Source organism: Pseudooceanicola aestuariicola (assembly GCF_045763785.1).
Taxonomy (GTDB): domain Bacteria; phylum Pseudomonadota; class Alphaproteobacteria; order Rhodobacterales; family Rhodobacteraceae; genus Pseudooceanicola.
Window position 1 is genome coordinate 388,376 of the sequence record NZ_JBJGSF010000002.1, and the last position, 14,730, is coordinate 403,105.

Genomic DNA, 14,730 nt, shown 5'->3' on the forward strand with positions numbered 1-14,730 from the left:
GTAAGACCTCGGGTGCCGTCAATTACTTGGCGGCGATTTTCAGGTCTTCGACAAGGTTTTTCAACAGAAGAAAATCACCAACCGCGTCACAATCGGGCAGGGTGACGTCGAGTTCCGACAGTTTCTCGACAATCCCTTCCGAGACTTCGATGACCTGGGCGGTGACGGGGCGGCCACAGTTGCCTTCGGTCACGGCCACTTCGACCGTCAGTTCGATATCGCCCTGTGCCGTCGCGGTGCCGGTGGGGAAGGTATAAACCTCGGCCAGGGACGCGTTATCGACCGCTGGATCGCCAAGCGTGGTGACAAATCCACCGATGCCACGGGCGGCGACAGAGGCGTCGCGCGGCGCGCCAGACCAGACGTGGCCGTCGCTGTCGTAGTCCGCGCCGAATTCACGGGCGTGCAGTTCGATGCCAGCGTCGCCCTGCCACTGCACAACCGCGCGGTCGTAGAAGGACAGGGTGTCGACCTCAACCTCGACCGCGGCGGCGTTGCCGTCGTCCATCGTGGCGATGACGAGCGATTTTTCAGACAGGGCGGGCATTTCGAATTGGGCAAGGCCAGCGTCATCCGTGGCGATCGTGAAGGTCAGGTTGCCATGCTGGACCGAGACACGCGCATTGGAATGGCACGGCGCCGACAGGTTAAGAGAGATCATCGCCGCGGCTCGGGTTTCACCGATCAGATCGACGATGCAGTCGTCGCTGGCCATGGGTTCGGTCAGGTCAGCAGATGCGGGGTTGTCGATGTCGTCATCCTTGGCAGCGACCAGCAGGGGGACGGTGTCCATGTCGGAGGCTTTGGGCAGGTCCGTCATCGTGGCCGTCGTTTCGGCTATCGGCGGCATATCGGTCGCCGTTATCGACAGGGCGGCCACTTCAACGGTGGGTTCGGCCATGGGGGCGGGCGTCTCTGCCTCGTCCGGGAGGCCGGCCATATCGAAAGAAACGGGGGTATCCTCGGCGACCTCGGCGGTCAGGTCGACGGTCATATCGGTGGTGGCGTCTGCGGTGGCATCGGCCGAGTCAGATTCGGTGACGTCTTCGAAGGAGGCGTCGATCACAGACGTGCTAAGCGTCGGCGCTGCGGCCATCTGCATCGTGTCCTGAGGCTGCGACCCCATCTGCATATAGACCCCGGCCGAAGCTGCCAGCACCATCGTGCCGCCTGCAATGCCGAGCGATTTGATGTTGATCATGGTTAATCTCCGACGATCCTCAAGCCTGGCCATATAGTTTGGCCTTTGCGTCAGGATGACCGGAAAAAGGGGCAAGTTTGTGGCAAATGCCCGGGATTTGAGGTCCCGGGCGTTAAAATTTACCTAATTTTCGCAACGCGCAGATCAGACGGTCAGATCAGACCAGCGCGCCGTGGCAATGTTTGAATTTCTTGCCCGAACCGCAGGGGCAGGGGCTGTTACGGCCCGGGTTGCCCCAGCTGCTGGGATCGTTTTCGTCAAAGTCTGCCGCTGCGCTGGACCCGTCGGCCTGCTGATCGGGGGCGGGGGATTGGTCGGCATCTGCCGCGGCCTGCCCCTGTAGCTGCGCCTGGATCATGGCCATCTGTTCGCGCTGTTCTTCTTCGGTCAGCGGGCGGACGCGGGACAGGGTCTTGGTGACCTCTTCGCGCAGACCGTCCAGCATGGATTGGAACAGTTGGAAGGCTTCGGACTTGTATTCGTTCAGCGGGTCACGCTGCGCGTAGCCACGGAAACCCACGACGGAGCGCAGATGTTCCAGCGTCAGCAGATGTTCCCGCCACTTGCTGTCGATGGTCTGCAAAAGAACCTGCTTTTCGATCGAGCGCATGTTTTCCGGACCAAACGCCGTGGCCTTGGCTGCCATTGCCTTGTCGGCGGCGTCTTCGATGCGTTCTGCGATGACTTCGTCATCCACGCCTTCTTCGGCGACCCAGTCGATGATCGGCAGATCAAGGTTCAACTGTTCGATGACGGCAGCATACAGCCCTTCGCCATCCCACTGATCCGCATAGGTTTTCGGCGGAATATAGGTGTCGACCAGATCGTCGATCACCTGGCTACGCATGTCGGCGGCGATCTCGGACAGGTCTTTCGACTCCATGATCTCCATGCGCTGTTTGAAGATGATCTTCCGCTGGTCGTTCATCACGTCGTCGAACTTCAGCACGTTCTTCCGCATGTCGAAGTTGCGACCTTCGACCTTGGCCTGAGCGCGTTCGAGCGACTTGTTCACCCAAGGGTGCACGATCGCCTCGCCTTCTTTCATGCCAAGCGACGACAGCACCTTGTCCAGACGCTCGGATCCGAAGATGCGCATCAAGTCGTCTTCGAGCGACAGGAAGAAGGACGAGCGGCCCGGATCACCCTGACGGCCAGAACGGCCACGCAGCTGGTTGTCGATCCGGCGGGATTCGTGACGTTCTGTGGCCAGAACGAACAGGCCGCCCGCGTCCTTGACCGCCTGTTCGTCAGTTTCGTGTTCGCGTTCGATGCGTTCGCGGATGACCTCGGGGTCGGCATCAGGATCGGCGGCGATGGCCTCCATGATCTTAAACTCGACGTTGCCGCCCAGTTTGATGTCGGTGCCGCGGCCCGCCATGTTGGTGGCGATGGTGACGGCGCCCAGCTTGCCGGCGTCGGCGACGATCTGCGCTTCTTGCTCGTGCTGGCGGGCGTTCAGGACGTTGTGCGGGATGCCAGCCTTTTTCAGCAGTTCGGACAGGAATTCGGACTTTTCGATGGACGTGGTGCCCACAAGGGTCGGCTGACCCTTGGCCTGAGCTTCCTTGATCGTCTCCACGATGGCGGCGTATTTTTCCTGCGCGGTGCGGTAGACGGCGTCGTCGTCGTCCTGCCGTGCGATGGGGCGGTTGGTCGGCACTTCGACCACGCCAAGGCCATAGATTTCCATGAATTCTTCGGCCTCGGTCGTCGCGGTGCCGGTCATGCCTGACAGCTTGTCATAAAGACGGAAGTAGTTCTGGAAGGTGACCTGCGCCAGCGTCACGTTTTCAGGCTGAATATCGACGCCTTCCTTGGCCTCAATCGCCTGATGCAGACCTTCAGACAGGCGGCGGCCTGCCATCATGCGGCCGGTGAATTCGTCGATCAGGACAACGTCACCATCGCGGACGATGTAGTCCTTGTCCTTCTGGAACATCTTGTGGGCGCGCAGCGCTTGGTTCACGTGGTGAACGATGGTCGTCGATTCCGGATCATAGAGCGACTGACCCTCGGGCAGCAGGCCGCGTGCCAGAAGCTGTTCTTCCAGAAACTCGTTACCTTCGTCGGTAAAGGTCACCTGTTTCTGTTTTTCTTCGATGGTGTAATGCGCATCGGTCAGATCGGGGATCAGCTTGTCGATGGCGACATACAGATCGCTGCGGTCCTGCGCAGGGCCCGAGATAATCAGGGGCGTCCGCGCTTCGTCGATGAGGATCGAGTCGACCTCGTCCACGATGGCGAAGTTGTGGCCGCGCTGGAACATCTCGGACAGGTCCGATTTCATGTTGTCGCGCAGGTAATCAAAGCCCAGTTCGTTGTTCGTCGCGTAGGTGACGTCGCAGTTGTAGGCCTGTTTCTTTTCGTCCGCAGGCTGCTGCGGGTAGATCACGCCGGTCGTCAGACCAAGCGCGCCAAAGACCTTGGACATCCATTCAGCGTCCCGCTTGGCCAGATAGTCGTTCACGGTGACGACATGCACGCCCTTGCCGGTCAGCGCGTTCAGGTAGGCGGGGAAGGTGGCGACCAGCGTCTTGCCTTCGCCCGTCTTCATTTCCGAGATATTGCCCTGATGCAGGAAGACCCCGCCCATCAGCTGCACGTCGAAGGCGCGCAGGCCAAGGGCGCGTTTTGCGGCCTCACGGCAGTTGGCAAAGGCTTCGGGCAGAAGGTCGTCAAGGCTTTCGCCGCCCATCGCACGGGCGGCCAATGCCTCGGTCTTTTCTTTCAGGCCTTCGTCGGTCAGCTTTTCGAATTCTGGTTCGAGATCGTTGATCTGCTGAATGATCTTGCGGGTTGCCTTTACCTTGCGGTCGTTCGGCGTTCCGAACACCTTTTTGGTAAGTGTGCCCATTCCCAGCATGATTAATCCGTTCCGATTGTTGACGTCGATGTGTTGGCGGGTGTGGTTGTACCCCCCAGCATCCATCCATAGAACAGGTGCCAAGCGGGGGCCCGCTAAGCCATATGGCGATGTAAGGGGCGCCCCCTACACTGTCAACGCCGTGCACCGTCACGGAAGATCAAAGGTACTAAGATGACGCAACGATTTGCAAAAGCCGCCGCCATTGCCCTGAGCATGGCCATCGCAACGCCCGTTCTGGCGGAAAACCACGCGGATATGGGTGCAGACACCGTCGTCGCCACCGTCAACGGGACCGAGATTACGCTGGGTCATATGATCCTTGTTCGTCAGTCGCTGCCGCAGCAGTACTCTCAGCTGCCGAACGAAGTTTTGTTCGAAGGCATTCTGGAGCAGCTGATCCAGCAGACCGCCCTGCAGGACAGCGTCGAAGGTACGCCGCGCCGGGTCGAGATGGCGATCGAAAACGAAACCCGGTCGCTGATGGCTGCCGAAGCCGTTGGTGAGGTTCTGGCCAGCGCCGTGACCGACGAGGCGATCGAGCAGGCCTACCAAGACACCTACGGCAATGCAGAGCCGGATATGGAGTACAAGGCCGCGCACATTCTGGTCGAAACCGAGGAAGAAGCGCAGGCCATCGTCGAAGAGCTTGAAGGCGGTGCAGATTTCGCAGCCGTCGCCAAGGAAAAGTCCACCGGCCCGTCCGGTCCCAACGGGGGTGAGCTGGGCTGGTTCGGCAAAGGCATGATGGTCGCCCCGTTCGAAGAAGCGGTCGTAGACATGGAAGTGGGCGCGATTTCCGCCCCGGTGCAGACTCAGTTCGGCTGGCACGTGATCAAACTGGACGAAACCCGCATGAAAGAAGCGCCGTCGCTGGACGAGGTCCGCGAAGAGCTGCGCGGTCAGGTCGAACAAGAGGCCGTCAAAGCACATATTGACGCGCTGGTGGAAAACGCGAATGTCGACAAGAGCGGGGTCGAAGGTGTTGATCCCGCACTGCTGAGCAACACCGACCTCTTGGAGTGAACATATGGGTGGTACCCCGCCGCTTTCGCCACTGGCCCCCGCGGCCTTTCCCAACCTTCCTGAAATCGGCGGGGTAGAGTTCGCCACGGCCGAGGCCGGGGTGAAGTACCAAAACCGAACCGACGTGATGCTGGCGCGCCTTGCGCCGGGCACGTCGGTGGCCGGGGTGTTCACCCGGTCTGCCACCCGGTCTGCCCCGGTTCTGGATTGTCAGGACAAGATCGGTGGACATGGCGATGGCGCGGCGGCGATCATCGTGAACTCTGGCAACTCCAACGCGTTTACCGGCAAGAACGGGCGCGAGTCGGTCAGCCGGATTACCGCCGCCACGGCCAAGGCACTGGGGATTGAGGAGAGCCGGGTGTTCTCTTCTTCCACCGGGGTGATTGGAGAGCCGCTGCCGCACGACCGGATCACAGCCAAATTGGACGAACTGTCTGGCAAGCTGGATGCCGGGGGCATCGCCTCTGCGGCCAAGGCGATCATGACCACCGACACCTATCCCAAAGGCGCCAGCGCCGAGGTTCAGATCGACGGGCAGACCGTCAAGATTGCCGGGATCGCCAAGGGTTCGGGCATGATCGCGCCTGATATGGCGACGATGCTGGTCTATATCTTCACCGATGCCAAGATCGAGCGCAGCGCGCTGCAGGCGATGGTCAGCGCCAATGCGGACCTGACCTTTAACTGCATCACCGTGGATAGCGATACCTCGACTTCTGACACGTTGCTGTGCGCGGCGACGGGCGCCTCTGGCGTTGAGGTCACGGCGCAGCACACCGGGTTCATCGACGCGCTGCATGGCGTGATGCTGGATCTGGCGCATCAAGTGGTGCGGGACGGCGAAGGCGCGACCAAGTTCGTGCAGATCCATGTGACCGGCGCGCAGTCGGACGAAGATGCCAAGGTGCACGCGATGTCGATCGCCAATTCGCCGCTGATCAAGACGGCCATCGCGGGCGAAGACCCGAACTGGGGTCGTGTTGTCATGGCCGTGGGTAAATCCGGCGCAGCAGCGGATCGTGATCTGCTGTCGATCTGGTTTGGCGACGTGCTGGTGGCCGACAAGGGCTGGCGCGCAGAGGGCTATAAGGAAGAGCAAGGCGCCGCCCATATGAAGGGCGAAAACATCGACATCCGTGTCGATCTGGGCCTGGGCGGTGGCACGGCGACCGTGTGGACCTGTGACCTGACCCATGGCTACATCTCGATTAACGCTGATTACCGGTCGTGAGTAAGATCATCCTAGTGTCTGCCGTCGCGTTGATTGATCGCGACGGCCGCGTTCTTCTGGCGCAGCGGCCAGAGGGGAAGTCCATGGCGGGGCTATGGGAGTTTCCCGGCGGCAAGGTCGAAGCCGGGGAAAGCCCTGAATCTGCGCTGGTCCGCGAGTTGCACGAAGAGCTGGGGATCGAGACGTGGAATTCCTGTCTGGCGCCGCTGACCTTCGCGTCGCACGCCTATGACGATTTCCACCTGCTGATGCCGTTGTTCGCCTGCCGCAAGTGGGAAGGCGTGCCGCAACCGAAAGAAGGTCAGACCCTTGCCTGGGCGCGTCCGAACGAACTGCGGAATTACCCCATGCCGCCTGCGGATATCCCGCTGATTCCGATCCTTCGCGATTGGCTGTGATCCTAGGTCTTGGATGCGCATCTTGTCAGAATGCCCAAGATTTGAACGGGTTTTTGGAGGTACTTGACGGATATTTGTGCAACGCGCAGTAGCGTGACGACCGGGATTGATGTATTACCCTCATAACCTTTCGTGGGGAGAGAGTGTGAAATGCTGAAGACCATTACAGTTGGATCCTGCGTGTCTGTGCAGGGTACGTATGTCCGCACCATGGAAGACGGCCGCATCGAAGTGCGCGTCGGCAACCAGATTTTCCGTGGCCTGCCCGTCAGCAACGAGGCTGCTGCCTAAGCGCTGATTAAACAATCGTAGGTATCAAAAAGACCGCGACCTTCCGTGTCGCGGTCTTTTTGTTTGTGCTGTTGAAACATGGCCAAAGAAAAACGCGCCGCTATTCAGGCGGCGCGTTTTTGGTTGCTTATCCGATGTGGATCAGAGCGTACGCTCGATCTCTTCGCGTTCGAAGATTTCGATCACGTCGCCTTCGCGGATGTCTTCGTAGTTCTCGAAGGCCATGCCGCATTCCTGACCCGAGATAACCTCGGCCACTTCGTCCTTGAAGCGCTTCAGGGTCTTAAGCGTGCCTTCGTGGATCACCACGTCGTCGCGCAGCAGACGCACACCGGCAGAGCGGCGGGCGACACCTTCGGTGACCAGACAGCCCGCAACGCGGCCCACTCCGGTAACTTTGAAGACTTCTTTGATGCTGGCGTAGCCGATGAACTTTTCGCGGATCTCTGCGGACAGCAGACCCGAGGCGGCGGCTTTCACGTCGTCCACAAGGTCATAGATGACCGAGTAGTAGCGGATTTCCACGCCCTTCTGGTTCGCGGCGTTCCGTGCAGGCGCGTTGGCCCGGACGTTGAAGCCAAAGACCGGTGCGCCCGAAGCTTCGGCAAGGCCGATGTCGGATTCGGTAATGGCACCCACGCCTGCGTGCAGCACGCGAACGCGGACTTCGTCGTTGCCGATCTTTTCCATCGCCTGAACGATCGCTTCGGCAGAGCCTTGAACGTCCGCTTTGACCAGCACAGGCATCTCGGCGACGTTTTCGTCTTCTTTCGCCTTCTGCATCAGCTGTTCAAGCGTGGTCGCGGCACCGGCGGCGGCGCGTTTGTCCTTGGCCGCTTTTTCGCGGTATTCGGCGATTTCGCGGGCCTGCGCTTCGGTGCTGGTCACGTTCAGAACGTCGCCAGCTTCGGGCGTGCCGTTGAGGCCAAGCACCTCGACCGGGACCGAGGGGCCGGCTTCTTTGACGCGGTCGCCCTTGTCGTTCACCAGCGCACGGACCTTACCGTACTGTTCACCCACGACGAAGACATCGCCCTGACGCAGCGTACCGGACTGGACCAGAACGGTCGCAACCGGGCCACGGCCCACGTCAAGCTGTGCTTCGATGACGGCACCTTGGGCGGCGCGGTCGGGGTTTGCCTTCAGTTCCAGAAGTTCCGCCTGCAGCGCGATGGCTTCAAGCAGTTCATCCAGACCCTGACCGGTGTGAGCCGACACTTCGACGTCCTGAACCTCACCGGACATCTGTTCCACGATCACTTCGTGTTGCAGCAGTTCGGCACGGACCTTGTTGGCGTCGGCGGCAGGTTTGTCGATTTTGTTGATCGCCACGATCATCGGAACGCCAGCAGCTTTGGCGTGGTTGATGGCTTCGATCGTCTGCGGCATGACCGAGTCGTCGGCAGCAACCACAAGAACCACGATGTCCGTGACCTGAGCACCACGGGCCCGCATCGACGTGAACGCGGCGTGGCCGGGCGTGTCGAGGAAGGTCAGCATCTGGCCGCCGTCGGTTTTCACCTGATAGGCGCCGATGTGCTGGGTGATCCCGCCCGCTTCGCCAGCCACAACCTTGGCGTTCCGGATCGCATCCAGAAGCGAGGTTTTGCCGTGGTCGACGTGGCCCATGATCGTGATGACCGGGGCGCGTGGTTTCAGGTCTTCTTCTTTGTCTTCGACTTCCTTGATGACGTCTTCGACGTCGGAGTCCGAGACGCGGACGATGTTGTGACCAAATTCTTCGATGATCAGTTCCGCGGTGTCGGCGTCGATCGTCTGGTTCTGCGTGACCATCATGCCCATCTGCATGAGCGATTTGACGACGTCACCCACACGTTCGGCCATACGGTTGGCAAGTTCGCCGACCATGATCGCCTCGGGGACCTGAACGTCACGCACGACCTTTTCGCGCTGGACGGGGCCGCCCATCGCTTTTTGACGCGCACGTTCCTGTTTCCGCTTCATCGCGGCCATGGATTTCTGACGGCCACCTTCGCCACCAGACAGCGCCTGGTTCAGCGTCAGCTTGCCCGAGCGGCGACCATCGTCGCGGCCTTTGCCACGGCCACCGCGATCGTCGCGGTCGGTGTTGCGGTTGTCGGGGCGTCCGCCACCGGGACGGTCGGCAGGCGCGCCGCCACCACGAGGGGGCTGCTTGGCTGCACGGCCACCGTCTTCGGCGGGCGCAGGCGCGGCGGCTTCGGCAGCGGCCCGGCGGGCGGCTTCCTCGGCTTCGCGCTTCTGACGCTCTTCTTCTTCGGCCTTGGCCTTCAGCGCTTCTTCGCGCTCTTTCTCTTCGCGGGCCTTTTGTTCGGCTTCCTCGCGACGACGCTCACGCTCTTGCTCGCGGGCCTTTTCTTCGGCTTCGCGGGCGGCTGCCTCTTCGGCGGCGCGGGCGTTGGCGGCTTGAACAGCCTTCAGGCGGCGTTCCATTTCGGCATCGGTGATGCCAGCGGGACGCTTGGAGGGGTCGCCGACGGATCCGCTACCGGCAGCCGGTTTGCCAGAGGCACCCGGTTTCGGCACCACGACGCGTTTGCGTTTGGTTTCCACCACGACACTTTTGGTGCGGCCATGGCTGAAGCTCTGCTTCACTGCCCCGGAACGGGGACCGCCGCGTACACCCAAAGTCTTTTTGCCGTCGTTATCACTCATGTGGTTCTTCAATCCTTCCGGGCGGGACCCTCCCGCCGCATTAGCCGCGCAGACCTTTGAGTCTTGCGGCTTCCTCTACAACTCTTTTGCTCAGACCGCCAGTTCCTAAGGCGGCGTGTATGACAGTTTCGCGTCCGAAGGCCAACCCCAGCTCATTAGAGGTCAGCCAACCGATGAAACGGCCACCGTGCGGCGTGGACAGTTTGTTCTTGCCGCGTTCCGATCCGTCGCTGGCCTGGATCAGCACATCGGCATAATCCTTGGACAGCCAGTCCTTAACTTTTTCGTAGCCTGCGACCGCATCGCCCGACTTGCGGGCCATGGCCAGCATGCTGGTCACCCTGTTCACCATCGCGGTTTCGACCATGTCGACCAAGCCATCAGGCAGGGTGACCGGCTGTTTGGCCGCGCGGGCAAACAATTTCTTCGACACCGCCTGTTCCAGCGCAGCGCGGTCCGCAGATATCCATATACCCCGACCGGGAAGCTTTTCCATAAGGTCGGGCACGATCATGTTGTCCGGACCGACGACAAAACGGATCAGCCCATCTTTGGGCTGTGCCTCGCCGGTGACGATGCATTTCCGTTCAGGACCGTCGGACCGGTCTTTGGTTTGGCCGCCTCTGCTCATCGGGGCTACGGGGTTCAGGCGTCTGCCTGAACCTCGACCTCTTCAGATGCGTCTTCGGCTTCCAGTTCCGCGGGGTCGACCCAGCCCAGCATGACACGTGCGGTCATGACCATGTGCTGTGCTTCTTCCAGCGAAACGTCGAAGGGTTCCAGCAGGCCGTCGTCTTTGGTGCGTTCACCTTCAACGGTGGTCCAGCCGCCAGCCAGTTCCCAGTCGGCGCAGGTTGCGAAGTCTTCCAGCGTCTTGATGCCGTCTTCGGCCAGTGCCTGTACCATCTGGGGGGTCAGGCCTTCGAATTCAATAAGGCTGTCCTCGGCCCCCAGTTCGCGGGCTTTTTCGATGGCTGCCTTGGCTTGCGCTTCCAGCACGTCACGGGCACGAGCCTGCAGCTCGCCTGCGGTGTCTTCGTCAACACCGTCGATGACCAGCAGTTCGTCCAGTTCGACGTAAGCCACTTCTTCCAGATTGGTGAAGCCTTCGGAAACCAGAAGCTGGGCGAAGAATTCGTCAACGTCGAGGGCATCCATAAAGAGCTTCGTGCGCTCTTCGAATTCCTTCTGACGGCGGGCCGATTCTTCTTCTTCGGTCATGATGTCGATGTCGAGGTTCGTCAGCTGGGACGCCAGACGCACGTTCTGACCGCGACGGCCGATGGCCAGCGACAGCTGTTCCTCGGGCACGACAACTTCGATCCGTTCGGCTTCTTCGTCCAGAACCACCTTGGTGACTTCGGCCGGTTGCAGCGCGTTCACAAGGAAGGTGGGCTGATCTTCGTTCCACGGGATGATGTCGATCTTTTCGCCCTGCAGTTCGTTCACAACGGCCTGCACGCGCGAACCACGCATACCCACACAGGCGCCGACCGGGTCGATCGAGCCATCATAGGAGATCACGGCGATCTTGGCGCGCGAACCGGGGTCACGGGCCACGGCCTTGATCTCGATAATGCCTTCGTAGATTTCCGGCACTTCCATCTTGAACAGCTCGGCCATGAACTGCGGGTCGGTCCGGGAAAGGAAGATCTGCGGGCCACGCTGTTCGCGGCGCACGTCTTTGACGTAGCAGCGGATGCGGTCGTTCGGGCGATAGCTTTCGCGGCCGATCTTTTCGTTGCGGCGCAGGATGCCTTCGCCAGCGCCCACATCGACGATGACGTTGCCGTATTCTTCGCGCTTCACGACACCGTTGATGATAGTGCCAGCGCGGTCTTTGAATTCTTCGTACTGGCGGTCACGTTCCGCTTCGCGGACCTTCTGCAGAATGACCTGCTTGGCGGACTGGGCGGCGATCCGGCCCATGTCGACGGGGGGCACTTCTTCGACGTAGGTGTCGCCCACCTGCGGATCGGCCATGTACTGCTTGGCCGTTTCGACGGTCATTTCGGCCTGGTAGTTTTCCAGTTCCTCGTCTTCGACCACGGTGCGGACGCGGGTAAAGGTCGCGCGGCCAGTTTTGCGGTCGATGGACACGCGGATATCCATTTCCGCGCCGTAGCGGGATTTGGCTGCGCGCGCGAGCGATTCTTCCATCGCTTCGACCACCAGACCGGGGTCGATCATCTTTTCGCGGGCCACGGCCTCGGCGGTTTGCAGCAGCTCAAGCTGGTTTGCAGAGGTAATCGCCATTTTCAGTCCTCCTCGGAACCTGTCTCTGTCTCAATGTCGTCAAACTGGGATTCGTCTAGGTCGTCTTCGACCAGCCCGGCCGCCTTGCGGGCCCGGAGCATTTCTTTGATCAGGTCGTCGGTCAGGACCAGCTTGGCATCTGCCAGCCAGTCAAAGTGCAGACCTACGGTGCCTTCTTCGATGTTGACCAAGACTTCGTCGCCCTCAACGCCAGCCAGCGTGCCCTTAAAGCGTTTGCGGCCGTCGATCAGTTCGGCGGTTTCAATCTTGGCTTCATAGCCTTCAAAGGTATCGAAATCCTTCAGGCGGGTCAGCGGGCGGTCGATCCCGGGGGACGACACTTCCAGCGTGTAGGCGTCGGTCACCGGGTCTTCGACGTCCAGCACGGCGCTGACGGCGTTCGAAATTTCGGCGCATTCATCGACTTCGATCCCACCATCGGGACGTTCGGCCATGATCTGCAGCGTTTTGGTCTGACCACCCATCAGACGCAGGCGGACCAGTTCAAACCCAAGGTCTTCGATGACGGGTTTGACGATCTCGGCCAGACGGCGGTCGATAGCGGTTTTGGCAATAAGGTCCATCAGGACTCCGGGTACAAAAAAACGGGCGCGCGGCCCGTCGATGCTTCCGGTGGAGCGTCTGACCGTTGGCCCGACACGCCGCTGTTGAGGGCGATATAGGCTTGGTTTTCGCGAATCGCAAGGGGTTTCGCGTGTCGGCGGGTTGGGCTTCCTGTCCGGGCACGGCCCATGGTAACAGCACCGGGCACAATTACAGCCGGATGCAAGATGACCCACACCCCCGTAACCCCCGACGATACTTGGCAATTGGTGCATGACGAGGGGTTCATCGACCATATCGGCCCGCTGTATTTCCGTGAAAACGGCGATGCCCCTCAATGGGTGGGTTTCCGCGCAGAGGCCAAGCACCGCAACATCAATGGTGTGGTGCAGGGTGGTATGTTGATGACGCTGGCGGATCGCGGGTTGGGGCGCATTGCGCGGATGGCGCATGGGATGAACCCGGTCGCGACGGTGAACTTCAGCTATGACTTTCTAGGCGCGGCGAAGATAGGCCAGTTCGTCGAATGCCACCCCAAGATCGTTAAAGAAACCCGATCGCTGGTTTTCATGGAAGGCGAGGTCTGGGCCGAGGGTGAGCTGATCGGGCGGGGCCACGGGCTGTGGAAGAAGCTGTCCAAGGCACCTTCCACGACCTGAGTTTGACGTGTGATTACTCGGTGAACAGGTCCGCGTAATCTTCGCGCAGCTGTTTCTTTTGCACCTTGCCCATCGTGTTACGGGGCAGGGCGTCGACAAAGATCAGCTCTTTCGGTTGTTTGAACTTGGCCAGATCGCGGGTCAGCGTATCGCGGATCGCACCCGGATCAGGGTCGCCTTCGGGGACAATGACCGCGACGACACCTTCGCCGAAGTCGGGGTGCGGGACGCCGATGACCGCACTTTCAACGACGCCGGGGATGTCATCGATCAGCGCCTCGATTTCCTTGGGGTAGACGTTGAAGCCGCCGGTGATGATCAGGTCTTTGGACCGTCCAACGATGGTGACGTAGCCTTCGGCGTCGCGGGTGGCGAGGTCGCCGGTGATGAACCAGCCGTCCTCTTTCAGCTCTTCCGCTGTTTTCTCGGGCATCTGCCAATAGCCTTGGAAAACGTTGGGGCCGCGAACTTCGATCACGCCGATCTCTCCGGTGGCGACCTCTTGGCCGTCGTCCATGATGCGGAGTTCGACGCCGGGCAGGGGGAAGCCCACGGTGCCCATGCGGCGTTCGCCGTCATAGGGGTTGGAGGTCGACATGTTGGTTTCCGTCATGCCGTAACGCTCCAACACCCTGTGGCCTGTACGGGTCAACCATTTTTCGTGCGTGTCCACCAGCATCGGGGCAGAGCCTGAGATGAACAGACGCATGTTGGATGCCAGATCAGGCGTCAGGCGGTCGTCTTCCAGCAGGCGGGTGTAAAAGGTCGGCACGCCCATCATGGCGGTGGCATTAGGCATCGCAGCGATGATCGCGTCCGGGTCGAACTTCGGCAGGAAGACTGTCGAGGCGCCAGCGAAAAGCGCGATATTGGTTGCCACGAACAGCCCGTGGGTGTGGAAGATCGGCAGCGCGTGGATCAGCACGTCATCGCGGGTGAAGCGCCAGTATTCGCGCAGGGTTTCCGAGTTTGACGCAAGGTTCGCATGGCTCAGCATCGCGCCCTTGGACCGGCCCGTGGTGCCAGAGGTATAAAGGATCGCCGCCAGATCATCGGCGTCCCGCGGGACAGCGTCGAACCCGGGCGTGTCGGGCAGTGCGTCGATAAGCGTGCCGGTGCCATCGGCGGCCAGCGTCAGGCAAGTGGCCTGCGACAGGGGGGCGATTTCGTCTTTGCGCGCGGGGTCGCAGACGACGATGCGGGGTGTGGCGTCGCCAAGGAAATACGCGACCTCGGCCCCGGTGTAGGCGGTGTTGAGCGGCAGAAAGATACCGCCCGCCATGACCGTTCCAATATAGAGCGCGATTGTTTCGATGGATTTGTCGACCTGCACGGCCACCCGGTCGCCGGGTTGCAGCCCATGGGCGATCAGCGCCTTGGCCGTCCGTTCGGCCCGGCTGAACAGGTCGTCATAGGTGACGTTGGGCAGACCGGGGCGGTAGGCAAATATGTGGTCGGGGGTCAGAACGGCGTGACGGGCCAGAAGGGCGCACAGATGGTTGGATTCATACATATCGGCGTCTCCCTCCGGACCTCGTGGAGGCATAAATGCCGCCCGCTGTGCGAAATGCAAGGGCGGT

Annotated in this window: 12 protein-coding genes; 5 read left to right on the top strand and 7 right to left on the bottom strand. The window is 60.9% G+C overall.

Annotated elements, in window-relative coordinates:
* Positions 1-22 precede the first annotated feature (22 nt).
* The gene (locus ACI3GR_RS09785) at positions 23-1,201 is read right to left on the bottom strand and encodes a translocase (protein ID WP_407494075.1); all 1,179 of its coding nucleotides are present in this window, start codon (positions 1,199-1,201) and stop codon (positions 23-25) included.
* A 157-nt stretch (positions 1,202-1,358) separates the two neighbouring features.
* Positions 1,359-4,067, bottom strand: a complete 2,709-nt coding sequence (gene secA, locus ACI3GR_RS09790) for a preprotein translocase subunit SecA (protein ID WP_407494077.1) — start codon at positions 4,065-4,067, stop codon at positions 1,359-1,361.
* A gap of 174 nt (positions 4,068-4,241) precedes the next feature.
* On the opposite strand from secA, the gene ACI3GR_RS09795 reads away from it, so the two are divergent.
* The 4 genes from ACI3GR_RS09795 to ACI3GR_RS09810 all read left to right on the top strand — a co-directional run bounded on the left by ACI3GR_RS09795 (position 4,242) and on the right by ACI3GR_RS09810 (position 7,016).
* Complete coding sequence (locus ACI3GR_RS09795) at positions 4,242-5,093, top strand: peptidylprolyl isomerase (protein ID WP_407494079.1); 852 nt, start codon at positions 4,242-4,244, stop codon at positions 5,091-5,093.
* A 4-nt stretch (positions 5,094-5,097) separates the two neighbouring features.
* Positions 5,098-6,327, top strand: a complete 1,230-nt coding sequence (argJ, locus tag ACI3GR_RS09800) for a bifunctional glutamate N-acetyltransferase/amino-acid acetyltransferase ArgJ (protein WP_407494080.1) — start codon at positions 5,098-5,100, stop codon at positions 6,325-6,327.
* Positions 6,324-6,725: an 8-oxo-dGTP diphosphatase MutT gene (mutT, locus tag ACI3GR_RS09805; protein WP_407494082.1), complete on the top strand. Its 402-nt coding sequence runs from the start codon at positions 6,324-6,326 to the stop codon at positions 6,723-6,725. Before argJ ends, mutT begins: the two co-directional genes overlap by 4 nt.
* A gap of 150 nt (positions 6,726-6,875) precedes the next feature.
* Positions 6,876-7,016, top strand: coding sequence for a hypothetical protein (locus ACI3GR_RS09810; protein ID WP_407494084.1), 141 nt, complete (start codon positions 6,876-6,878; stop codon positions 7,014-7,016).
* Positions 7,017-7,157: 141 nt separating this feature from the next.
* Here the strand turns inward: ACI3GR_RS09810 and infB are convergent, their stop codons facing one another.
* The 4 genes from infB to rimP are packed head-to-tail and all read right to left on the bottom strand — an operon-like array spanning position 7,158 to position 12,511.
* Entirely contained in the window at positions 7,158-9,671 is a 2,514-nt protein-coding gene (gene infB / locus ACI3GR_RS09815; protein ID WP_407494085.1) for a translation initiation factor IF-2, read from the bottom strand.
* 40 nt (positions 9,672-9,711) lie between these two features.
* Entirely contained in the window at positions 9,712-10,302 is a 591-nt protein-coding gene (locus ACI3GR_RS09820; RefSeq protein ID WP_407494086.1) for an RNA-binding protein, read from the bottom strand.
* Between the two features lie 14 nt (positions 10,303-10,316).
* Positions 10,317-11,927 (bottom strand): transcription termination factor NusA, encoded by a 1,611-nt coding sequence (nusA, locus tag ACI3GR_RS09825; protein ID WP_407494088.1) that lies wholly within the window; start codon positions 11,925-11,927, stop codon positions 10,317-10,319.
* A gap of 2 nt (positions 11,928-11,929) precedes the next feature.
* Complete coding sequence (gene rimP, locus ACI3GR_RS09830) at positions 11,930-12,511, bottom strand: ribosome maturation factor RimP (RefSeq protein WP_407494091.1); 582 nt, start codon at positions 12,509-12,511, stop codon at positions 11,930-11,932.
* A 207-nt stretch (positions 12,512-12,718) separates the two neighbouring features.
* Here rimP and ACI3GR_RS09835 point away from each other — a divergent pair, with 207 nt between their 5' ends.
* Entirely contained in the window at positions 12,719-13,150 is a 432-nt protein-coding gene (locus ACI3GR_RS09835; RefSeq protein ID WP_407494093.1) for a PaaI family thioesterase, read from the top strand.
* Between the two features lie 13 nt (positions 13,151-13,163).
* Here the strand turns inward: ACI3GR_RS09835 and ACI3GR_RS09840 are convergent, their stop codons facing one another.
* Positions 13,164-14,663, bottom strand: a complete 1,500-nt coding sequence (locus tag ACI3GR_RS09840; protein ID WP_407494095.1) for a malonate--CoA ligase — start codon at positions 14,661-14,663, stop codon at positions 13,164-13,166.
* Between the last annotated feature and the right edge of the window lie 67 nt (positions 14,664-14,730).

Excerpts from the sequence above, each read along its gene's own strand:
- ACI3GR_RS09840 (WP_407494095.1), bottom strand. The coding sequence starts at position 14,663 with ATGTATGAATCCAACCATCTGTGCGCCCTTCTGGCCCGTCACGCCGTT.
- secA (WP_407494077.1), bottom strand. The coding sequence starts at position 4,067 with ATGCTGGGAATGGGCACACTTACCAAAAAGGTGTTCGGAACGCCGAAC.
- argJ (WP_407494080.1), top strand. The coding sequence starts at position 5,098 with ATGGGTGGTACCCCGCCGCTTTCGCCACTGGCCCCCGCGGCCTTTCCC.
- ACI3GR_RS09835 (WP_407494093.1), top strand. The coding sequence starts at position 12,719 with ATGACCCACACCCCCGTAACCCCCGACGATACTTGGCAATTGGTGCAT.
- ACI3GR_RS09810 (WP_407494084.1), top strand. The coding sequence starts at position 6,876 with ATGCTGAAGACCATTACAGTTGGATCCTGCGTGTCTGTGCAGGGTACG.
- infB (WP_407494085.1), bottom strand. The coding sequence starts at position 9,671 with ATGAGTGATAACGACGGCAAAAAGACTTTGGGTGTACGCGGCGGTCCC.
- nusA (WP_407494088.1), bottom strand. The coding sequence starts at position 11,927 with ATGGCGATTACCTCTGCAAACCAGCTTGAGCTGCTGCAAACCGCCGAG.
- ACI3GR_RS09795 (WP_407494079.1), top strand. The coding sequence starts at position 4,242 with ATGACGCAACGATTTGCAAAAGCCGCCGCCATTGCCCTGAGCATGGCC.
- rimP (WP_407494091.1), bottom strand. The coding sequence starts at position 12,511 with ATGGACCTTATTGCCAAAACCGCTATCGACCGCCGTCTGGCCGAGATC.
- ACI3GR_RS09820 (WP_407494086.1), bottom strand. The coding sequence starts at position 10,302 with ATGAGCAGAGGCGGCCAAACCAAAGACCGGTCCGACGGTCCTGAACGG.
- ACI3GR_RS09785 (WP_407494075.1), bottom strand. The coding sequence starts at position 1,201 with ATGATCAACATCAAATCGCTCGGCATTGCAGGCGGCACGATGGTGCTG.